The sequence below is a fragment of the Bacteroides sp. OM08-11 genome (assembly GCF_003438665.1).
Lineage (GTDB): Bacteria > Bacteroidota > Bacteroidia > Bacteroidales > Bacteroidaceae > Bacteroides > Bacteroides cutis.
Genome location: NZ_QSTJ01000003.1, coordinates 354682 through 377003, shown reverse-complemented (window position 1 = coordinate 377003; position 22322 = coordinate 354682). Strand labels below are relative to the sequence as shown.

Below are 22322 nucleotides of genomic sequence, written 5' to 3'. Positions count from 1 at the left end.
GCGAACAGACTCTAGTAAAAAAATGAAATCAACATGAAAGAGATAAAGCCTAACTCACTCCACGCCTGGCTACTTGCAGCACGTCCCAAAACATTAACAGGAGCCATTATTCCTGTATTAATAGGTTCTTCTTTGGCATTTGCCGACGGAGGTTTTGAAATAACCTTAGCATTATTGTGCGTCTTGTTTGCCTGCGGCATGCAGATTGCAGCCAATTTTATTAACGATCTCTATGATTATCTGAAAGGTAGTGATCGGGAAGACCGGTTGGGACCAGAGCGTGCCTGTGCCCAAGGCTGGATTACCCCCAGGGCCATGAGGTGGGGAATAGGAAGTACGCTTGTATTTTCTTGCCTGATGGGATGTGCCATATTACATGAATGTTGGGAACAACTGCCTCATGGCGGTTGGGAATTAATACTCTTGGGAGTACTATGTGTTGTATTCGCATTTTTATATACCACTATCCTTTCCTACCGTGGATGGGGAGATCTACTAGTCTTGATCTTTTTCGGTTTCATGTCCGTGGGCGGAACATATTATGTGCAAACACATATCCTCACTACAGATGTATGGATAGCTTCACTTATTTGCGGATTGGTGATAGACACACTTCTGGTTGTAAACAACTACCGGGATCGGGAGCAAGATGCACTTAGCGGCAAACAGACATTGATTGTACGCTTCGGAGAACCTTTCGGGCGCTATCTATATTTGGGTTTGGGCGTAGTTGCCACACTTCTCTGCCTATGGTTTGTCTATAGCGGAAAAATGAATCCATTTGCCTTTATAGGAGCACCCTGCATCTATCTTTACTTGCACATACTCACCTGGCGGAAAATGGTTACAATAAGAAGCGGTAAAAAATTAAACAGCATATTAGGCGAAACATCGCGTAATATGCTGTTCTTTGGTCTATTATTAACGATAGTATTGGTTGGTTGATTCTTATCGCTTTCCGTACATCTTTTCGTAGTATTTCTGATAATCACCGCTGGTCACTTCTTCTACCCAGTCCTGATTATTCAGATACCATTCAATGGTCTTTACAATACCTACTTCAAACTTCGTTTCGGGGAACCACCCTAAAGCTTTTGTTATCTTTGCCGGATCGATAGCATAACGTTGATCATGCCCTAAACGATCTTTCACAAACGTAATCAGGTCTTCATTGATCCAACTGATATCAATCTGTCCATCGGTTCCTTTGACTTTCTTTTTCAGAACTTCACGGTACTTGGGTTCTTCTTCCATCAGACGACGGATAGTAGCAATCGTAAGTTTCACAATCTCCAAGTTGGTCTTTTCATTATGACCACCTACATTATAAACTTCCCCCTCTACTCCCTGACGCACAACAAGGTCGATGGCCTTGCAATGATCTTCCACATACAACCAGTCGCGTACATTACTTCCGTCACCATAAACGGGCAACTTCTTTCCTTCAAGAATGTTCTTTATAATCAATGGGATCAGCTTTTCCGGGAAGTGATAAGGGCCATAATTATTAGAACAACGGGTGATAGTCACCGGCATCTTGTAGGTGTCGTGATAAGCCATCACCACCATATCGGCACTTGTCTTTGAAGCGCTATATGGACTATGTGGACAAAGCGGGGTTTGTTCCGTAAAGTATCCCTCGGCACCCAACGAACCATATACTTCATCGGTAGATACCTGATGATAACGAACGCCCTTACGCCAGGTAGGATAACCATACTCATCCTTTCCCGTCACCCATGCACGACGAGCTGCATCAAGCAAATTTTGAGTACCCAAAATATTAGTTTGCAAGAAAAGTTGCGGATTTTCGATACTGCGGTCTACATGGCTCTCAGCAGCAAAATTCACTACATAATCAAATTTATATTTAGCAAACAGTTCATCGGCAAGCATACGGTCACAGATATCACCTTTGACAAAAATGCAACGATCGTCATCTATATCTTTAGCGATAGTTCCCAGATTTCCCGCGTATGTCAGGGCATCCAATATCACCACTTTTATATCATCATGTTTCGCCAGGATATATTTTATATAATTGGCTCCGATAAATCCGGCAGCACCGGTTACGAGATAAGTCTTCATACAATTACAAATTATAAATTACTAATTACAAATTATCCACCATCAATCATCAAGCAATTAACGGTGAGAATCGGCGAGTTCCATCAGGTATTTGCCATATTCGGTTTTACCCAGTTGCTCACCGAGGTGATAAAGTTGGTCGGCATCTATCCAACCCTTGCGCCATGCAATCTCTTCTATACAGCTGACACGGAAACCTTGACGGTTCTGTATGGTAGCCACAAAGTTACTTGCTTCAAGCAGACTGTCACAGTTACCCGTATCAAGCCATGCAAAACCACGTCCAAAAAGTTCTACTTTCAATGTACCTTCATTTAGATAAAGGCGGTTGAGATCGGTAATTTCATATTCACCACGTGCCGAAGGTTTTAGAGCAGCGGCTTTAGCTGTTACTGTAGAGTCGTAGAAATAAAGACCGGGAACGGCATAATTACTTTTGGGTTGAACCGGTTTCTCTTCAAGAGAAATAGCTTTACCATCGGCATCAAATTCCACCACACCGTATGCACGAGGATCCTTTACGTAATATCCAAAGATGCAGGCACCTTTTTCAATGGATGCGGCACGCTTCAGCATGGCCGAAAAGCCTTGACCATAGAACATATTGTCACCCAGGATAAGGCATCCCGGCTCACCATTCAAAAACTCTGCACCCAAGACGAAAGCCTGTGCCAGCCCGTTAGGCTTCTCCTGTATTTTGTAAGAAAAAGCCATTCCGAGTTCTTCACCTGTACCCAGTAATTCGCGGAACATAGGCAAATCGCGCGGAGTGGAGATTATCAACACCTCACGTATTCCGGCCAACATCAATGTGGAAAGAGGATAATAGATCATCGGTTTGTCGTAGACAGGCATTATCTGCTTGGATATAGCCTTCGACAATGGATAGAGACGAGTGGCACTGCCACCGGCAAGAATAATTCCTTTCATATTTCAGTTCTTTTTGGTGTTACATCAAATGGAGAATAAAATAAGAAGGAGGACAACGCCCCACGGCTCTCGTTGCTATTCAGGGTACAAAGTTCGATAAAAATCGCAAAATTACAAAATATACAATGATAATTTATTCTTTCAGGAATAGTAAACTCCTAAAAAGCAAAAGCCTTATCCGGCAAGCTCTATCACTTCCAAGTCCTTAAACACTCCATTATCCACCACAAAGCGAACCATGGTACGCACTTTATGAAAGCCAGAAATACCGGCTGCTCCGGGATTGATATGTAACAGATTGAGAGTCTTGTCATATTTCACTTTCAGGATATGAGAGTGTCCACTGACAAACAGTTTGGGTGGATGTACCAGAATACTGCCTTGTATAGAAGGGTCGTATTTACCGGGATATCCACCGATATGCTTCATCAATACTTCCGCTCCGTCTACCGTAAAACGTAATACCTGCGGATAGAGCCGACGGATATCCTGCCCGTCTATATTGCCATAAACTGCACGAAAGGGACGGAATTCCGCCAATTTCCGGGCAACTTCCAGCGAACCTATATCACCGGCGTGCCATATCTCATCACACGTTTCAAAGTATTGAAGATATTTCTCATCCCAATAGGCATGCGTATCCGATAGTAAACCAACTTTTGTCATCTTTCTGTTGTTTATTAACACAAAGGTAATTATATTTGGAAAAAATACAGGAAAAGCAATGGGAATTTAGACGTGTAACACTGGCAAATTATCATTTTTCTTTTCTTTAAACTGATATTTTATGGAACACAGATATTTCAAACGTGACATCAGCTGGTTATCATTCAACTATCGGGTGTTGCTGGAAGCTGAAGACGACACATTACCGCTATATGAACGCATCAACTTTATTTCCATATACTCATCTAATCTGGAAGAGTTCTATAAGATACGTGTTGCAGACCATAAAGCGATAGCAACCGGTGCTGCGCATAGTGATGAAGAAAGTGTACAGTCTGCCATTGAACTGGTGGGAGAAATCAATGAAGAAGTAAACCGCCAGTTAGAAGAACGTATCCGCATCTATGAAGAAAAGATACTGCCTGCGCTACGGGAACACCATATTATATTTTATCAAGGTCGTAATGTAGAACCGTTTCACAAAGATTTTCTACATCGTTTCTTTAGAGAAGAGATTTTCCCCTACCTGTCTCCCGTTCCCGTCAGTAAAGACAAAATAATCTCATTCCTCAGAGATAACCGGCTTTATCTTGCCGTACGCTTATATTTAAAAGGTGTACCACTGAATTCCCCTAACCGCACGCAATATTTCGTAATGAAACTCCCCTACAGCAAGGTACCCCGTTTCATAGAACTACCCAAAGTGGGAAAGAATTATTATCTTATGTTCATAGAAGATATAATCAAAGCAAACATCGGTACTATCTTTCCTGGTTATGAAGTGGACAGCAGTTATTGTATCAAGATTTCGCGTGATGCAGATATCCTGATTGACGACACTGCCAATACTTCTGAAATCATAGAGCAGGTAAAGACCAAAGTAAAGAAACGCAAGATTGGTGCAGTCTGCCGTTTTGTGTACGACCGTGCCATGCCGGATGATTTTCTCGATTTCTTGGTAGATGCTTTTCGCATCAACCGCCAAGAGCTGGTACCCGGTGACAAACATCTGAATATGGAGGATCTACGACATCTCCCCAACCCCAATCAAACCGTACGTCCTATACGAAAGCCTCAACCCATGAGATTAACTTGTCTGGATGAACGGGAATCTATATTCCGGTATGTGGAAAAAAAAGATTTATTACTGCATTATCCATACCATTCTTTCGAACATTTTATACATTTTTTATATGAAGCCGTTCACGAACCTACCGTACGTGAAATCATGGTAACTCAATATCGTGTTGCAGAAAACTCTGCAGTTATCAACACATTGATAGCTGCTGCCCAAAATGGTAAGAAAGTTACCGTTTTCGTTGAACTGAAAGCCCGCTTCGATGAAGAGAATAATCTGGCAACCGCTGAAATGATGAAAGCGGCAGGTATCAATATCATCTTCAGCATACCGGGATTAAAAGTACATGCCAAGGTGGCTCTCATACTCCGCCGTGATAAACAGGGGCACAAACTACCCAGCTACGCATATATCAGCACGGGTAATTTTAATGAAAAGACTGCAACATTATATGCAGACAGTGGATTGTTCACCTGTAATCCGATACTTGTCAACGATCTGCATAACCTGTTCCGTACTTTGCAAGGCAAGGAAAATCCTGTGTTCCACCGCCTACTGGTGGCTCGCTTCAACTTGATACCGGAGTTGAACCGTCTCATCGAACACGAAATAAACTTGGCTAAGAGTGGAAAACAAGGACGAATTATCCTAAAAATGAATGCTTTGCAAGACCCCACCATGATAGACAGGCTTTATGAGGCATCGCAAGCCGGAGTAAAGATTGACCTCATTGTGCGAGGAATCTGCTGCTTGATACCGGAACAAAAATATAGCCGTAATATCCGCGTCACTCGTATTGTAGACACTTTTCTGGAACATGCCCGAATATGGTATTTCGGAAATGGCGGTAAACCCAAACTTTTTCTCGGTTCACCGGACTGGATGCGTCGCAATCTTTACCGCCGTATCGAGGCCGTAACCCCGATACTGGATCCAGACTTGAAACGCGAACTGGCAGATATGCTCGCCATCCAACTGGCAGACAAACGTAAAGCATGTTTTGTAGATGCCAATCTACAAAACCGCTGGAAATCAACACGCCCACAAAAGGAAAAGATACGTGCGCAGTATACTTTCTATGAGTACTTAAAAGATAGATTGTAACACTTCTGTAACATATATGACATTTCTCTGCAACACGAAAACTGTTCCTTTGCAGCCAGAAATAAAATACATATTTATGGAAACTATCTACCTTTGTATTGTCATCTTCCTGTTCATCCTTGCCGTGTTTGATCTCGTAGTGGGTGTCAGTAATGATGCAGTCAATTTTCTCCAATCGGCTGTAGGAGCAAAAGCAGCATCTTTCAAGACCATATTGTTCATAGCAGGTATCGGTGTTTTTATCGGAGCTTCCCTCTCTAATGGTATGATGGATATAGCCCGGCATGGTATCTATCAACCTGAACATTTCTATTTTGCCGAAATCATGTGTATCTTGCTTGCCGTGATGTTGACGGATGTAGTGCTACTGGATGTATTCAATACGATGGGTATGCCTACCTCTACTACCGTTTCTATGGTATTCGAACTTCTGGGAGGAACATTTGCATTGGCGCTTATAAAAGTATACGACAGTGATACACTGGGACTTGGAGACCTTATCAACACAGACAAGGCATTGTCTGTAATCATGGCAATTTTTGTATCTGTAGCAATCGCCTTCTTCTTCGGTATGGTGGTACAATGGCTGGCGCGCGTGGTGTTCACTTTTAACTATAAAAAGAAGATGAAATATAGTATTGCCATTTTCGGAGGTATCGCCGCTACATCTATCATTTATTTTATGTTGATAAAGGGGCTGAAAGACAGTTCGTTCATGACTCCTGAAAATAAACAGTGGATACAAGATAATACATTTTTACTTATCGGCTGTTTCTTCGTATTCTTCACCCTACTGATGCAAATACTACACTGGCTAAAAATCAATGTATTCAAAGTAGTGGTACTGATGGGTACATTTGCTCTTGCTCTGGCTTTTGCAGGTAACGACTTGGTTAATTTCATCGGTGTACCTCTCGCCGGATATTCCTCTTTCGTAGATTATACCGCGAACGGAACAAGTGTTGGTGACGATGGATTTCTTATGACCTCCTTGCTTGGCCCTGCCAAAACACCTTGGTATTTCCTTATCGGTGCCGGTGCCATTATGGTATATTCACTTTGTACTTCCAAGAAAGCTCACAATGTTATCAAAACATCCGTTGACCTTTCTCGTCAGGACGAAGGTGAAGAAAACTTCGGTAGTACTCCTATAGCACGTACCTTAGTACGTTTCAGTATGACTTTTGCCAACGGGCTCTCCAAAATAATGCCCGAACGTAGTAAACGCTGGATTGAAACCCGTTTCCAAAAAGATGAAGCCATCATTGCCGACGGAGCCGCTTTCGACTTAGTCCGTGCATCTGTCAATCTGGTGCTCGCCGGTCTACTCATTGCATTGGGCACTTCCCTGAAACTCCCTCTCTCTACCACCTACGTTACCTTCATGGTAGCCATGGGTACCTCTCTTGCCGACCGTGCTTGGGGACGCGATTCTGCTGTGTTCCGCATCACCGGCGTATTAAGTGTTATAGGCGGATGGTTTATTACTGCCGGCGCTGCATTCACCATCTGTTTCTTCGTAGCAATGATTATATATTTCGGTGGTTCCATCGCTATTGTAGGTCTTATCGGCCTGGCAGTATTCATGCTGATCCGCAGTCAAGTGATGTACAAGAAACGTAAAGCGAGAGAAAAAGGGAACGAGACCATTAAACAGTTGATGCAAAGCACGAATAATACTGAAATCCTTGAACTCCTGCGCAAACACACCCGTGAGGAGTTGGGTAAAATACTTGAATTTACAGAAGATAACTTTGAACGTACCGTTACTGCCTTCTTGCACGAAAATTTACGTGGACTACGCCGCACGATGGGTTCAATCAAATTTGAAAAACAGTTGATCAAACAGATGAAGCGTACCGGTACACTTGCCATGTGTCGTCTAGACAACAATACAGTTCTGGAAAAAGGCCTTTATTTCTATCAGGGCAATGACTTTGCCAGTGAATTGGTATATAGCGTAGGACGTCTGTGCGAACCATGTCTGGAGCATATAGATAATAACTTCAAACCATTGGATATTATTCAGAAAGGTGAATTTGCCGACGTCACGGAAGATATTATTTATCTGCTACAAGTCTGCCGCCATAAGCTGGGAAACAATGACTACGAGCATCTTGAAGAAGATATCCGCAAAGCCAATGACCTGAACGGACAACTTGCCCATCTGAAACGTGAAGAACTACAACGCATTCAGACCCAATCGGGCAGCATCAAAGTAAGTATGGTTTATCTGACAATGATACAAGAAGCCCAGAATGTAGTGACTTACACAATTAATCTGATGAAAGTGAGCAGGAAGTTCCAGGCCGAAGACTAATTCCCATTTTCTCTGCCCGTTGCACCATAAATGCACGGGCAGCTTCGTATTCATTCGGGATGACTCCATCCAAAATAGCATCTTTTATGGCACTTTTCAGTGCACCCACTTGCTGACAAGGAGGCAGATTGAAAGTCTTCATGATCTCCTCTCCACTGACAGGGGGTTGAAAATTACGAATACGATCACGTTCTTCCAGATCTTTCAGTTTTTGGCGAACCAACTGGAAATTATTCAGAAAACGTTGTTTGCGTTCCATATTCTTGGAAGTGATATCCGCCTCACACAAAGTCATAAGGTCGTCAATATTGTCTCCAGCCTCAAAAAGCAAGCGGCGAACGGCAGAATCAGTAACCACATCATCCGCTATGACAATGGGGCGCATATGAAGACTTACCAGCTTTTGCACATATTTCATCTTTTCATTCATCGGTAACTTCATTCTCCGGAAGATTTCCGGTATCATTTTTTCACCGATGAAGTTGTGGTTATGGAATGTCCAACCTGCACGAGGTTCCCAACGTTTAGTTACAGGTTTTGCAATATCGTGCAATAATGCCGCCCAGCGTAACCAAAGATTATCAGTCTTCTTACTAATGTTATCCAACACCTCCAACGTATGGTAAAAATTATCCTTATGTGCTCGTCCATTGCGGGTCTCTACCCCTTGTAGAGCTACCAATTCGGGAAAAATAAGTTCCAGCAGTCCGGAACGATCAAGATCAATAAATCCCTTGGAAGGTATGGGAGAGAGTAATATTTTATTCAACTCATCTGAAATGCGTTCTTTGGATATAATGGAAATACGCTCTTTATTGCGACACAAAGAATCGAATGTAGTATCGTCAATATAAAAACCGAACTGAGTGGCAAAACGGATACAACGCATCATCCGCAATGGATCGTCACTAAACGTGATATCCGGATCGAGCGGCGTACGGATAGTCTTTTCTTTCAAATCCTCCATTCCACCAAACGGATCTACCAGCTCACCGTAACGGGCTTGATTGAGACAGACAGCCAAAGCGTTGATAGTAAAATCTCGACGATTTTGGTCATCTTCCAGCGTACCGTCTTCCACAATCGGTTTCCGCGAATCGTGTGTGTACGATTCTTTACGGGCACCTACAAACTCCACTTCCGTACCATGGTATTTCAGTTGTGCCGTACCGAAATTCTTGAAAACCGAGAGATGAGCACCACGCCCCAAGCACTTGCCTAAAGCTTCCGCCATCGCGATACCACTGCCCACCACAACCACATCTATATCTTTGGAAGGACGTTGCAGGAAAATGTCGCGTACATAACCACCAACCACATAGCATTCCAACCCCAAATTATCCGCAGTTTCGGATATCCGCCTGAATATGTCATCATTAAAACGTTGCTTCAATTCTTCTGCCGTCAGTTCAATCATAATAAATTCTTTTATAAAGCGGGTACAAAGATACGGATATTATTTCTAATTTTGCTCCCACTAACACCAAGAACAAAAATTATGAAAAAAGCAGTTATCCTTGCGTGCCTCTGCTGCACGCTTTCTTCTTGTAGTAATGTAGAGAAAAAAGCAAGTGAGAAGCTACAGATTGCCCGGGCAGCTTACGAACGTGGCGATTATAGTGAAGCAAAGATACAAATTGACAGTATAAAAATCCTTTATCCCAAAGCTTTCAAAACCCGCCATGAAGGGATAGGCCTTATGCAACAGGTAGAACTGAAAGAACAAGAGAATAGTTTGGTTTATCTTGACAGCATGCTCCGTGAAAAACAAAAGGAACTGGATGACATCAAAGATAACTTTATTTTCGAAAAAGATGTCGAATATCAGAAAATAGGTAATTACCTACATCCTTCCCAAGTGATAGAGAAGAACCTACATCGTTCTTTCCTTCGTTTCCTAGTAGATGAAAATGGTAGGATGAGTATGACTTCTATTTATTGTGGTCCCCATAACATCCATCATGTGGCAGTAAAAGTAACTACCCCCGATGGCAGTTTTGCCGAAACACCTGCCTCTAAAGACAGTTATGAAACCACAGATCTCGGAGAAAAGATTGAAAAAGCCGATTACAAATTAGGCGAAGATGGCAATGTCATCGGGTTTATCTGTCTGAATAAAGATAAAAATATCCGAGTCAACTATTTGGGCGAACGTTCCTATGCCACTACCCTTACCCCTAACGACCGCAAAGCCGCTGCCGATGTTTACGAATTGGCAAAGATACTTTCTTCTATCACAGAAATAAAGAAGAATATAGACGAAGCTAACCTGAAGATTGAATTCGTAAAACGGAAAATGCAGGAAAGAGAGAATAAGAAAGAAAAATAGAAATATAAAACTACGGCTATATAACCCAAACGTCTTGCCACCATATTGGCACAACTTTGCCACCATATTGGCAAAGTTGTGCCAATATGGTGGCAAGATTGTGCCAATGCAGTGGCAATGCAAGTTTTCTTTTACTCAGAAAGTGCCCTACCAACAAAATACGGATGTGCAAACGGTTTATCCGGAATCAAAGTAGAGACGGAACGTGTCTGCGTCCTATGCTGCAAATCGTAAATAACGAATTCCTCATAAGTCGCTTCCTTTCCCATACCGACTTTCATGACTCTATCATATATAGATTTACGGGAGGGTGCATTAAAACCTTGGATATTGCTACGCATCATGCTTTCTTCGGTTGAACGATAAACACCTTTTATAAAGGTACATGCTCCCTCGAAGATACCCAAATTATCTGACACATAGCGTTCATCCGCCAGGAATTTACTCCAAAGTACCTCAGTACGATTCTCTGTAAAATCTACATTCTGTGCCCATCCTAAAACTTGTAATCGCTGGATATCCTTTACTTTATTTTCTGAAATCGCACCTTGTTCTTTATAGCCATATTCATCTTCCAGTTTAGCGAATCCATGCCCTACAGCTTCATGCACAAGTACTTGTCTGAACTTCTCACTCTCCAGATTTTCTATAACCGGGCAATAGGCTATCGCAAACTCAACCACTTTATTGGTGTTATCCACATATCCGAAATAAGTAGTACCAGCATAAACCGGAGTATTAAGAATGACAACGACCAAGGTTTCCTGTAAATCCACTCCTTCTACACATCGTGCATATTTCATTATTTTATGTTCATCACCATCATAAATTTCGGTAGTACCCCCACCTCTCAATTTACAACCAAAAGCGGTTTCATATCCGTTTCCAAAGTTATTATTCTTTGAAACTGCCGTTACGGTATATACATTGAAATAATCCCGGAGTGACCTGATCGGTTCTTCCGTAAAAATATTTTCAAGCGTCTTTTCCATAACCTTGCTATAGGTACCATCAGCAATCTCCTTATCAATAAAACCGTCCCCCATAAGGACAATAGGAATACCATTCCCTTTAGTAGCCGTCTGCAAAACACGGACTGTTTTATCAGCAGAATAATCGACAGATTGTTCCGAGGACACTCCCTTTTGGTTTATAGTGGCAATAGCTAATATTTTTTTACCCGCATCTGTCTCCTTTACAAAATAAATATAAGCAGTACGGGAAGCAACTTCCATATTCGGTAGAACTTTCAATCTTATCATCAATAAGGAAGCAGTACGGGTTTCTCCCCTTTGCACCAACCAATCGTCCCTCTTATTAGTATAAACCGCAAATTCATCTGCAGCTACATTCGTTGAAAAGCGAATGTCCAAAGCACCTCCCTCTGCCTCCAGATTATAAGTGCTTTGCTCAAGCGTTACGGCATTACTTTGTTGTAAAGTTATATTTTGGGTCAAACTTCCTGAAGTGAGAGTGATGGTTGCCGTACGAGGTTCAGTAGTAATGTTTTCGGTCTTGGCGGTGACTACTAAATCAAAAGTTCCACCTTCCCCCGCAGAAGGAGATATCGTAAACCAGTCTTCGGCAGAGTTTGCCTGCCACTCACGTGAACTCGTAAAATGAATGGTAGCTTGCGATTTTGCCTCATAAGCTATTGTTATATCTTTGGTAGTTTGTATTAAGAAGTTGGGTTCTATCTGATTATCGGAGCAAGACGCCATGAAAAATAAGCCTAAGAAAAACAAAAGGAAGGTGTTTGTCTTCATATCGAACAAAATATTATATTAGAAGGTATTACATTAAATAGTACAAAGATAAAACTAATAAAGCTCTATCCCCAAAATATATTCGATAAACTGATATAAGGACGGGCGAAGATAGCTTATCAATGCTTATATATAAACCAACGGGGCAGTTCTTCATATTGAGAGCCACCCCGTTGGTCTATTTCTACACGAAGTGAATTACCACTTTATTTCCGGCAAATATTTACTGAGACAATTACGTAAAGCACTTAGAGTGATAGGTTTCACCAGCACCTCCGAAGCACCGCATTGTATCGCATTTTCACGATCGGAAGCAAATGCGTATGCAGTCTGCATTATAATAGGAAGCTCCTTATCTTCTTCACGTATTATTAAAGTAGCGTCCAGACCATTCATTATAGGCATCTTTATATCCATAAGAATAGCAGCCGCTTTCTCACGATTTTCTCGAAACAGTTTTACCATATCTTCGCCATTCATAGCCCACAATATATCGCACCTCTTACCGATAATAGCTTTTATTAATTTAAAATTACTATCATCATCTTCCGCAACCAAAATGAGCGGACGGTAATCTTCTGATTGTTTTTCGATTTCCATGAGACTTATTTGTTATTGTTTGTACGAGACAAAGATATAAAAAATAATATTATTATATTATCTTTGCATCTTATTTTAAAATATATATAATGATTTCAGTAGACGGACTCGCCGTTGAATTTGGCGGCACCACCTTATTTAGTGATATATCCTTTGTTATCAACGAAAAAGACCGCATCGCCCTGATGGGGAAAAATGGTGCAGGAAAAAGTACTTTATTGAAAATTCTTGCAGGTGTAAGGCAACCCACCCGTGGTAAAATATCGGTTCCCAAAGAAAGTGTCATTGCTTACCTGCCACAACATCTAATGACAGAAGACGGACGAACTGTTTTTCAGGAAACTGCACAGGCCTTTGCCCACCTGCACGAAATGGAAGCAGAAATAAACCGCCTTAACAAAGAACTGGAAACTCGTACGGATTATGAGAGTGACAGTTACATGGAACTAATTGAAAATGTTTCGGCACTCAGTGAAAAATTCTATGCCATTGACTCCACCAACTATGAGGAAGATGTTGAAAAAGCATTACTCGGACTCGGGTTTAACCGTGAGGACTTTAATCGCCAGACCAGTGATTTCAGCGGTGGATGGCGCATGCGTATCGAGCTTGCCAAGTTGCTGCTACAGAAACCGGATGTCCTGTTGCTGGATGAACCGACCAACCATCTTGACATCGAATCTATCCAATGGCTGGAGGATTTCCTTATCAATAACGGAAAAGCAGTTATTGTCATCAGCCATGACCGCAAATTCGTAGACAATATTACAACCCGTACCATTGAAGTAACCATGGGACGGATTTATGACTACAAGATAAACTACTCCAAATATCTGGAACTGCGTAAAGAACGGCGTGAACAACAAAAAAAAGCTTACGACGAACAACAAAAGTTCATTGCTGACACCAAAGAGTTCATTGAACGTTTCAAAGGTACTTACTCCAAAACCTTGCAGGTGCAAAGCCGCGTAAAAATGCTGGAGAAACTGGAACTGCTGGAGGTGGATGAGGAAGATACTTCGGCTTTACGTCTGAAATTTCCACCGTCACCACGTTCAGGCAACTATCCCGTTATCATGGATGGCGTCGGAAAAATGTATGGCGATCATGTTGTGTTCAAGAACGCTTCCCTAACCATAGAAAGGGGCGATAAAGTGGCTTTTGTAGGGAAAAACGGTGAGGGTAAATCGACTTTGGTAAAATGTATCATGAAAGAAATAGAACATGACGGGACGCTTACCATCGGGCATAACGTACAGATAGGTTATTTCGCCCAAAACCAGGCTTCACTATTGGACGAGAACCTTACTGTATTCCAAACGATTGATGACGTTGCCAAAGGAGAAATACGAAACAAGATACGCGATTTACTGGGCGCTTTCATGTTTGGCGGTCCCGAAGAATCCATGAAGAAAGTGAAAGTACTTTCGGGTGGAGAACGCACACGACTCGCCATGATAAAGTTGTTGTTGGAACCGGTAAACCTGCTGATTTTGGATGAACCCACCAATCACCTTGACATGAAGACCAAAGATATCCTAAAACAAGCGTTACTGGATTTTGACGGAACATTGATCGTAGTGAGCCATGACCGTGACTTTTTGGACGGATTGGTAACAAAGGTTTATGAGTTCGGTAATAAACGAGTAACCGAACATCTGTGTGGCATCTATGAATTTCTCGAAAAGAAGAAAATGGATTCACTTAGAGAGTTAGAACGGTAAACGTTCATTAACTCTCCCTACGCAACAAATGTTTCATTCTCATTGTTTCATTTTCTAATCTTTTAATTATAAAGGAAATGAAACAATACGATGCAATTATCATAGGATTTGGCAAAGGCGGTAAACTGCTAGCTGCCGAACTCGCCGGCCGTAATTGGAAAGTGGCCATCATTGAACGCTCTCCGAAAATGTACGGAGGAACCTGTGTAAATGTGGGGTGTATTCCTACCAAAACCCTGATACACGAAGCCAGGCATACCGAACGACTGTATCAGAACGACTTTGAAAATCAGTCCAAGCAATATAAACTTGCCGTAAGGCGAAAAGACAAACTCGTCTCTTATCTGCGTGAGATGAACTTTGTCAGTGTAAAGACCAATTCCAACATCACACTATACAATGGTACAGCTACTTTTGTATCGGACAATGTCGTGAAAATCGTTTCACCGCAAGAAAAAGAAATTCTGCTTAAAGGCAAGGAGATCTTTATCAATACAGGCTCTATTCCCATCCTGCCCGATGTCGGAGGAATCAACGAAAGCAAGCATATCTATACTAGCGAGACTTTATTACAAGAAAGTAAACTTCCGGCACGTCTTCTCATTCTGGGTGCAGGCGCTATCGGATTGGAGTTCGCTACGATATATGCAAGCTTCGGCAGTAAGGTGATATTATTGGAAGCCGGCAACCGCTTCATACCCAACACCGACCGGGACATTGCCGAATCCATGTTAGACTCCCTGAAACGAAAACATATTGAAGTACGCCTGAATGTACATTCCCAATCTGTTTTCGACACAGCAGACGGAATAACGTTGACCTATACAAACGGTTCTGATGGCACTCCCTACTTTGTGGAAGGGGACGCTTTGCTCCTTGCAACCGGACGAAGACCGAGGACAGACGAATTGAATCTTCACGCCGCCGGTATTCAGACCGACGCACGAGGAGCTATCATCGTGAATGAACAACTTCATACTACCTCTCCACATATATGGGCATTGGGTGACGTCAGGGGAGGAGCACTGTTCGACTATCTGTCTATTGATGATTATCGCATCATCAGTAACCAACTGTTCGGTGACAAAAAGCGACGTACTGATGACCGTTCACCGGTTCCTTTCGCCATTTTCACAGATCCCCCATTGGCACATGTAGGAATTACAGAAGAAGAGGCGGTTAAACACGGATATTCTATCCAAGTCTCTAGGTTACCAGCAGCGCTTATTCCACGTACACGCACGTTGCAAAGCATAGACGGTATGATGAAAGCCGTCATTGACACGCATACCGGGTGTATTTTAGGATGTACATTGTTGTGTGTGGATGCTCCGGAAGTCATCAATATGGTAACGATGGCTATGAAAACAGGGCAGTCTTACAGTTTTCTGCGTGACTTTATCTTTACGCATCCCAGTGTGAGCGAAGGATTAAACAGCTTATTCAAGGCTTTTTAGCATATTGCATTTGGTAATTAGCTTTATAACCTCTATCTTTGTCTCCCATCAAAGATAGAGGGATGAAAAAGAAACGGTACATTACTTATTTCCTGCTTTTCATCAGCATGATTATGCTGGCAGTACCGGTTATTCCTCATCATCACCACGACAACGGTATGATTTGTATGAAAAACGACATTCCTAGTGAGGGGTGTTGTCATCATCAGGGCTCTTGCAGTGAGCATTGTTGCTGTGATACAGGTTGTATGACGACTCATTTTTTCCAGCAAACTCCCAATTCGGACAATAGTGTTGCGCATCCCGACTTCGTATGGGTCACTACTTTATTTTTCGAACCTATCCTCAAACTACTTTCCTTACCTGAAGAAGCCGGGACAGGGTATAAATCTGTCTACATAGAGTCTCTTCACGGCACGTTTATTACACGTGCTTCGGGGCTTCGTGCACCTCCGTGTGTTCTTGCTTAACCACTGCCAGTGTATTGCCGAAAATCATTTTCTCAATCGGCATATAAAAACTATGCAACCGAGTTGTATACGTCATTCTCTAATTTTGCATTCAAATTGAAATAAGAACAAAAACTATCAACATGAAAAGATATATCTTTTGGGGAGTCATAGGGTTATTCCTGTTAGGCTCTTGTAACAATAAATCCGCAGACGGACATCAGCATACAACTGAAGAACACGATCATGCAGGACATGACCATGAAAGCGAAGGACATGACCACGAAAATGAAGGACATGAAAATCATGACCATAACAATGAAGCCATAGCCGGACATAGTGACGAAATAATTCTTCCACCCGCCAAAGCGCAAGCTGCCGGAGTGGAAACCAGCATTATTGAACCAGGCACTTTCCATCAAGTCATCAAGACCAGTGGACAGGTGTTGGTTGCACAAGGTGATGAAAGTGTTGCCGTAGCTACTGTAGCAGGTATCGTTTCTTTCAGTGGAAAAGTTATTGAAGGTATAAGTATAAATAAAGGTACGCCACTGATAATTCTATCTTCCAAGAATATGGCAGATGGTGATCCGGTACAAAAGGCACGTATCGCCTACGAAGTAGCTAAGAAGGAATACGAACGTATGAAAACACTTGTTCCTAATAAAATTGTATCGGAGAAAGATTTTGCCCAAGCCGAACAGGCTTACGAAAATGCCCGTATCAGCTATGAAGCTGTTGCTAAAAATCACTCCGCCAACGGACAGGTTATTCCCTCTCCTATCAGTGGTTATATAAAAAGCCTGTTGGTGAAAGAAGGAGATTATGTCACCGTAGGACAGCCGCTGGTCAGCATCACCCAAAATCGCAAATTGTTCCTCCGTGCCGATGTATCGGAAAAGTATTATCCTTCTTTACGTACAATCAGCTCCGCCAACTTCTGCACACCTTATAATAATAAAGTATATACTTTGAAAGGGCTGAACGGGCGACTGCTTTCATATGGAAAGACAACGGGTGATAATGGTTACTACATTCCCGTTACTTTTGAGTTCGACAACAAAGGAGACATTATTCCGGGCTCGTTTGTAGAAATATTTCTACTTTCTTCTCCAATGGAAAATGTAATTGCACTTCCCCATACAGCCCTAACTGAAGAACAAGGCAGTTTCTTCGTTTATCTACAATTGGATGAAGAGGGGTATAAAAAACAACTCGTCACTCTGGGTGCCGACAATGGAGAAAGCGTACAAATTCTTTCCGGTATAAAAGCCGGTGACAAAGTAGTTATTAAAGGAGCCTATCAAGTAAAACTGGCCGGAGCCACAAATGCAATACCGGCTCATAGTCATGAACACTAATTAATTAATGTGCTAATGTACCTATACTAATTTGTCTGTGGCAGATCAATAAACAATCAGTATAACCAATTAGTATATCTATACATTAGCATATCAGCACATTAATCATTATGTTAAACAAAATTATACATTTTTCCCTCCACAACCGCATTTTGGTGTTGGTAGCATCTGTGCTGTTGTTGATTGGTGGTACTTACACTGCCATACATACGGAAGTAGATGTGTTCCCCGATCTGAATGCTCCAACGGTGGTTATCATGACCGAGGCCAATGGTATGGCAGCCGAAGAGGTGGAACAACTGGTTACTTTCCCCGTAGAAACCGCTGTAAATGGCGCAACAGGTGTACGTCGTGTACGCTCCTCTTCAACAAACGGTTTTTCCGTAGTTTGGGTAGAATTTGATTGGGATACGGATATCTATCTGGCGCGCCAAATTGTCAGCGAAAAATTAGCAATTGTCAATGAAGCATTGCCTGCCAATGTGGGTAACCCTACACTCGGGCCACAATCATCCATTCTAGGTGAAATGTTGATCATCGGGCTGACGGCAGATTCTACCTCTATGCTCGATCTACGTACTATTGCCGACTGGACAATTCGTCCGAGATTACTTTCTACTGGAGGAGTAGCACAAGTTTCTGTACTGGGTGGAGACATCAAAGAGTATCAGATACAACTTGACCCAGAACGAATGCGTCATTACGGTGTCAGCTTAACAGAAGTAATGAACGCCACCCGTGAAATGAATTTGAATGCTAATGGTGGGGTACTTTATGAATATGGGAACGAATATATTGTGCGTGGGGTACTCTCTACCGACCGTGTAGACCAACTTGCAAAAGCCGTTATAAAAGTGCAAGATAATACAACTTCCCAACTTCCAACGTACAATTCTCCTGTCCTGTTAGAAGATATTGCAGACGTACATATCGGTGCCAAGTTACCTAAACTTGGCACTGCCTCGGAACGCGGCAAGCCTGCTGTATTGATGACGGTGACCAAACAGCCAGCAACGAGTACATTGGAGTTGACTAACAAATTGGAGGCTTCATTGAAGGATTTGCAGAAAAACCTTCCGGCAGATGTAAAAGTATCTACCGATATCTTTCGCCAAAGTCGTTTTATAGAAAGTTCCATTGGTAATGTACAGAAATCCCTCTTTGAAGGTGGTATTTTTGTCGTTATCGTTCTGTTCCTGTTTCTCGCCAATGTACGGACAACTATTATATCACTAGTGACATTGCCCCTATCCTTGATAGCATCAATTCTAGCTCTTCACTATATGGGATTCACTATCAACACGATGAGTCTTGGAGGTATGGCAATCGCCATCGGTTCACTGGTAGACGACGCTATTGTGGATGTGGAAAACGTTTATAAACGATTACGAGAAAACCGATTGAAATCTGTCGAAGAACGATTGACTATACTCGATGTGGTATTTAACGCTTCCAAAGAAGTACGTATGCCTATTCTAAACTCTACACTGATTATCGTAGTAAGTTTTGTACCCCTGTTCTTCCTGAGTGGTATGGAAGGCCGAATGTTAGTACCGCTGGGAATTGCTTTCATCGTGGCATTGGCAGCTTCCACTATTGTGGCATTGACAGTTACGCCAGTACTTTGTTCCTATTTACTAGGCAAAGAAAAAATCAAAGAGAAGAAGAATTCCACAGGTGACTCTGCCGTAGCACATAAAATGAAAGAATGGTACTCTATTGCACTGACTTTCGTACTGGAACATAAAAAAAGTGTATTGGGAAGTACAATCGGCCTATTTATCGTGGCATTGATTTGTTTCTTTACATTAGGTCGTTCCTTCTTACCTCCTTTCAATGAGGGATCGTTCACCATCAACATTTCCTCTCTACCAGGCATCTCGTTAGAAGAAAGTGACAAGATGGGACATCGTGCCGAGGAATTGTTACTCTCTATCCCCGAGATACAAACTGTGGCCCGCAAAACGGGACGTGCCGAACTGGACGAACATGCCCTGGGCGTAAATGTCTCTGAAATTGAAGCGCCATTTGAGTTGAAAGACCGATCACGTAGTGAGCTCATTGCTGATGTACGTACCAAATTGGGGACTATTGTAGGCGCCAATGTGGAAATAGGGCAACCTATCAGCCATCGTATTGATGCCATGTTATCCGGGACAAAAGCTAATATTGCCATCAAACTGTTTGGAGACGATCTTAATCGGATGTTCTCTATAGGTAATCAGATAAAGGATGCCATTCAAGGTATTCCCGGTATTGCCGACTTGAATGTAGAACAACAAATCGAAAGACCGCAGCTCATCATTTCGCCCAAACGGGAAATACTTGCCAAATACGGTATTTCATTACCGGAGTTTTCAGAATTTGTCAATGTTTGTCTGGCAGGAGAGGCCATATCGCAGGTTTATGAAAAAGGAAAAAGCTTCGACCTTACCATACGTGTCAAGGATGATCTTCGCGATAAAATGGAGAAAATACGCAACATGATGATTGACACCAACGACGGACAAAAGGTTCCATTAAACTACGTAGCCGAAATTCGTTCGGCTATGGGTCCCAATACTATCAGCCGGGAAAATGTAAAACGTAAGATCGTTATCTCTGCCAATGTTGCCGACCGTGACTTGCGCAGTGTAGTAAATGACATACAAGACCAAATAGACCGGGAAATCAAACTGCCGGAAGGCTATCACATCGAATATGGTGGTCAGTTTGAAAGCGAACAGGCAGCAAGTCGTACGTTAGCATTGACTTCATTCATGTCTATCGTAGTTATCTTCCTGCTGCTCTACCATGAGTTCCGCAGTATGAAAGAGAGTGCAATCATTCTCATCAATCTACCTTTGGCACTGATTGGTGGTGTATTTGCCTTGCTCATTACAACAGGTGAAGTCAGTATTCCTGCCATCATTGGTTTTATCTCTCTGTTTGGTATCGCTACCCGAAACGGAATGTTGCTCATCAGCCATTATAACCATTTGCAGCAGGAAGAAGGCTATAATGTTTATGACAGTGTTATCCAGGGTTCACTGGATCGTCTGAACCCGATTTTAATGACGGCTCTTTCCAGTGCTCTTGCATTAATTCCGCTAGCTTTGAGTGGCGATCTGCCCGGTAATGAAATACAAAGTCCTATGGCAAAGGTTATTTTGGGTGGACTCTTAACATCCACGTTCTTGAACGGTTTCATTATTCCGATTGTCTATTTGATGATACATAAAAAGAAATGATAATTAAAACAATGAATAAACGAATACTTATATTTAGTGCCACTATTTTCACTTGTGCATGGATAAACGCACAAGAAAGTAGTATTAACGATGTGCTTCATCAGATTGAAGCAAACAACAAAGAGTTACAAGCCAATGCACAATTGATTTCTTCTCAGAAACTGGAGAATAAAACAGAGAATAACCTACCCGACCCCACCCTCTCGTATGCCCATCTTTGGGATTCTAAGAACAGTGGTGAAACAGTAGGTGAATTGGTTGTTTCGCAGAGTTTCGACTTTCCTACGCTGTATGTAACACGTGGCAAGATGAACCGTCTCAAGACTGGATCTCTCGATGCACAATCAACCGCTTTCCGTCAACAGATACTGTTGCAAGCCAAAGAGATATGTCTTGATATCATTATGCTACAACGTCAACAGGCATTACTTGACAAGCGACTGAAAAATGCAGAGGACTTGTCCGCCATGTACGCCAAACGCCTGTCTACCGGAGATGCCAATACTCTTGAAAACAATAAAATCAATCTGGAACTACTGAATGTACGCACAGAATCGAGAATGAACCTCACAGCTTTGAATAATAAGTTGAAGGAGTTGACAGCCTTAAACGGAAACCAACCGCTCGGTGCCAATGTCGATGCTTTAAGGTTGACAGAATATCCGGTTGCCCCTCTCCCCAAAAACTTCAAGCAAGTATGCGATGAGTTATTGGCTGCAGACGCTTCACTGCAATCTCTTAACGGAGAAAGTGCTGTTGCCCGCAAACAGATTTCTGCCAGTAAACAAGGTTGGCTACCCAAACTGGAACTCGGTTACCGCCGCAACACCGAATCTGGCCATCCATTGAACGGTTTAGTGGTCGGTTTCTCTTTCCCTATATTCGAAAATAGGAATAAGGTTAAAATAGCCAAAGCTCAGGCCATGAATATCGATTATCAGAAAGAGAGTGCTGCCGTACTTGCCAACTCGACATTGTGGCAACTATATGAAGAGGCACAAAGTCTACATGCTTCCATAGAAGAATACGAACGTACTTTCCAACAACAGCAAGATCTTTCATTACTGAAACAAGCCCTTATAGGAGGACAAATCAGCATGATAGAGTATTTCGTCGAAGTGTCTGTGGTTTATCAAAGTAAGACAAACCTCTTACAACTGGAAAACCAATATCAAAAGGCGATGGCACGAATGTATAAGAGTAAGCTGTGAAATAGTGAT

General features: G+C 42.3%; 16 protein-coding genes. 10 read left to right on the top strand and 6 right to left on the bottom strand.

Going from position 1 to position 22322, the window contains the following annotated elements; genetic code table 11:
• The first annotated feature begins 33 nt into the window (after positions 1–33).
• Positions 34–945, top strand: a complete 912-nt coding sequence (menA, locus tag DXC10_RS08075) for a 1,4-dihydroxy-2-naphthoate octaprenyltransferase (RefSeq protein WP_117737654.1) — start codon at positions 34–36, stop codon at positions 943–945.
• Positions 946–948: 3 nt separating this feature from the next.
• On the opposite strand, the gene rfbB is transcribed toward menA, so the two are convergent.
• The 3 genes from rfbB to DXC10_RS08060 all read right to left on the bottom strand — a co-directional run bounded on the left by rfbB (position 949) and on the right by DXC10_RS08060 (position 3684).
• A complete protein-coding gene (rfbB, locus tag DXC10_RS08070) occupies positions 949–2088 on the bottom strand; it encodes a dTDP-glucose 4,6-dehydratase (RefSeq protein WP_101544055.1) in 1140 nt (379 codons plus the stop codon).
• 57 nt (positions 2089–2145) lie between these two features.
• On the bottom strand, positions 2146–3018 hold the full coding sequence (gene rfbA / locus DXC10_RS08065) for a glucose-1-phosphate thymidylyltransferase RfbA (RefSeq protein ID WP_101544053.1): 873 nt from the start codon (positions 3016–3018) through the stop codon (positions 2146–2148).
• A gap of 174 nt (positions 3019–3192) precedes the next feature.
• Positions 3193–3684, bottom strand: coding sequence for a metallophosphoesterase (locus tag DXC10_RS08060; RefSeq protein WP_101544050.1), 492 nt, complete (start codon positions 3682–3684; stop codon positions 3193–3195).
• A 121-nt stretch (positions 3685–3805) separates the two neighbouring features.
• On the opposite strand from DXC10_RS08060, the gene DXC10_RS08055 reads away from it, so the two are divergent.
• Positions 3806–5866: an RNA degradosome polyphosphate kinase gene (locus DXC10_RS08055; protein ID WP_101544047.1), complete on the top strand. Its 2061-nt coding sequence runs from the start codon at positions 3806–3808 to the stop codon at positions 5864–5866.
• A gap of 76 nt (positions 5867–5942) precedes the next feature.
• Positions 5943–8186: an inorganic phosphate transporter gene (locus DXC10_RS08050; protein WP_101544045.1), complete on the top strand. Its 2244-nt coding sequence runs from the start codon at positions 5943–5945 to the stop codon at positions 8184–8186.
• Here the strand turns inward: DXC10_RS08050 and DXC10_RS08045 are convergent.
• A complete protein-coding gene (locus tag DXC10_RS08045; protein ID WP_117737653.1) occupies positions 8143–9603 on the bottom strand; it encodes a CCA tRNA nucleotidyltransferase in 1461 nt (486 codons plus the stop codon). The genes DXC10_RS08050 and DXC10_RS08045 overlap by 44 nt on opposite strands.
• Positions 9604–9684: 81 nt before the next feature.
• On the opposite strand from DXC10_RS08045, the gene DXC10_RS08040 reads away from it, so the two are divergent.
• Positions 9685–10515 (top strand): hypothetical protein, encoded by an 831-nt coding sequence (locus DXC10_RS08040; protein WP_117737652.1) that lies wholly within the window; start codon positions 9685–9687, stop codon positions 10513–10515.
• Between the two features lie 131 nt (positions 10516–10646).
• On the opposite strand, the gene DXC10_RS08035 is transcribed toward DXC10_RS08040, so the two are convergent.
• On the bottom strand, positions 10647–12281 hold the full coding sequence (locus DXC10_RS08035) for a M64 family metallopeptidase (RefSeq protein ID WP_117737681.1): 1635 nt from the start codon (positions 12279–12281) through the stop codon (positions 10647–10649).
• Positions 12282–12479: 198 nt separating this feature from the next.
• Positions 12480–12881, bottom strand: a complete 402-nt coding sequence (locus tag DXC10_RS08030) for a response regulator (protein WP_101544037.1) — start codon at positions 12879–12881, stop codon at positions 12480–12482.
• Positions 12882–12970: 89 nt separating this feature from the next.
• Here DXC10_RS08030 and DXC10_RS08025 point away from each other — a divergent pair, with 89 nt between their 5' ends.
• From DXC10_RS08025 to DXC10_RS08000, 6 genes are all read left to right on the top strand, one after another.
• Positions 12971–14605 (top strand): ABC-F family ATP-binding cassette domain-containing protein, encoded by a 1635-nt coding sequence (locus DXC10_RS08025; protein WP_117737651.1) that lies wholly within the window; start codon positions 12971–12973, stop codon positions 14603–14605.
• A gap of 77 nt (positions 14606–14682) precedes the next feature.
• Complete coding sequence (locus tag DXC10_RS08020) at positions 14683–16062, top strand: FAD-dependent oxidoreductase (protein WP_117737650.1); 1380 nt, start codon at positions 14683–14685, stop codon at positions 16060–16062.
• 62 nt (positions 16063–16124) lie between these two features.
• Positions 16125–16532: a DUF6769 family protein gene (locus DXC10_RS08015; protein ID WP_117737649.1), complete on the top strand. Its 408-nt coding sequence runs from the start codon at positions 16125–16127 to the stop codon at positions 16530–16532.
• A 122-nt stretch (positions 16533–16654) separates the two neighbouring features.
• On the top strand, positions 16655–17872 hold the full coding sequence (locus tag DXC10_RS08010) for an efflux RND transporter periplasmic adaptor subunit (protein WP_101544028.1): 1218 nt from the start codon (positions 16655–16657) through the stop codon (positions 17870–17872).
• A gap of 110 nt (positions 17873–17982) precedes the next feature.
• On the top strand, positions 17983–21102 hold the full coding sequence (locus DXC10_RS08005) for an efflux RND transporter permease subunit (RefSeq protein ID WP_101544025.1): 3120 nt from the start codon (positions 17983–17985) through the stop codon (positions 21100–21102).
• Between the two features lie 11 nt (positions 21103–21113).
• On the top strand, positions 21114–22313 hold the full coding sequence (locus tag DXC10_RS08000) for a TolC family protein (protein WP_101544254.1): 1200 nt from the start codon (positions 21114–21116) through the stop codon (positions 22311–22313).
• Positions 22314–22322: the final 9 nt, after the last annotated feature.

What these genes read in the sequence shown, in the direction of transcription:
- DXC10_RS08035 (WP_117737681.1), bottom strand. Translation starts at nt 12,281, where the DNA reads ATGAAGACAAACACCTTCCTTTTGTTTTTCTTAGGCTTATTTTTCATG.
- DXC10_RS08055 (WP_101544047.1), top strand. Translation starts at nt 3,806, where the DNA reads ATGGAACACAGATATTTCAAACGTGACATCAGCTGGTTATCATTCAAC.
- rfbA (WP_101544053.1), bottom strand. Translation starts at nt 3,018, where the DNA reads ATGAAAGGAATTATTCTTGCCGGTGGCAGTGCCACTCGTCTCTATCCA.
- DXC10_RS08045 (WP_117737653.1), bottom strand. Translation starts at nt 9,603, where the DNA reads ATGATTGAACTGACGGCAGAAGAATTGAAGCAACGTTTTAATGATGAC.
- DXC10_RS08020 (WP_117737650.1), top strand. Translation starts at nt 14,683, where the DNA reads ATGAAACAATACGATGCAATTATCATAGGATTTGGCAAAGGCGGTAAA.
- DXC10_RS08015 (WP_117737649.1), top strand. Translation starts at nt 16,125, where the DNA reads ATGAAAAAGAAACGGTACATTACTTATTTCCTGCTTTTCATCAGCATG.
- DXC10_RS08025 (WP_117737651.1), top strand. Translation starts at nt 12,971, where the DNA reads ATGATTTCAGTAGACGGACTCGCCGTTGAATTTGGCGGCACCACCTTA.
- DXC10_RS08040 (WP_117737652.1), top strand. Translation starts at nt 9,685, where the DNA reads ATGAAAAAAGCAGTTATCCTTGCGTGCCTCTGCTGCACGCTTTCTTCT.
- DXC10_RS08030 (WP_101544037.1), bottom strand. Translation starts at nt 12,881, where the DNA reads ATGGAAATCGAAAAACAATCAGAAGATTACCGTCCGCTCATTTTGGTT.
- DXC10_RS08005 (WP_101544025.1), top strand. Translation starts at nt 17,983, where the DNA reads ATGTTAAACAAAATTATACATTTTTCCCTCCACAACCGCATTTTGGTG.
- DXC10_RS08050 (WP_101544045.1), top strand. Translation starts at nt 5,943, where the DNA reads ATGGAAACTATCTACCTTTGTATTGTCATCTTCCTGTTCATCCTTGCC.
- DXC10_RS08010 (WP_101544028.1), top strand. Translation starts at nt 16,655, where the DNA reads ATGAAAAGATATATCTTTTGGGGAGTCATAGGGTTATTCCTGTTAGGC.
- DXC10_RS08060 (WP_101544050.1), bottom strand. Translation starts at nt 3,684, where the DNA reads ATGACAAAAGTTGGTTTACTATCGGATACGCATGCCTATTGGGATGAG.
- rfbB (WP_101544055.1), bottom strand. Translation starts at nt 2,088, where the DNA reads ATGAAGACTTATCTCGTAACCGGTGCTGCCGGATTTATCGGAGCCAAT.
- menA (WP_117737654.1), top strand. Translation starts at nt 34, where the DNA reads ATGAAAGAGATAAAGCCTAACTCACTCCACGCCTGGCTACTTGCAGCA.
- DXC10_RS08000 (WP_101544254.1), top strand. Translation starts at nt 21,114, where the DNA reads ATGAATAAACGAATACTTATATTTAGTGCCACTATTTTCACTTGTGCA.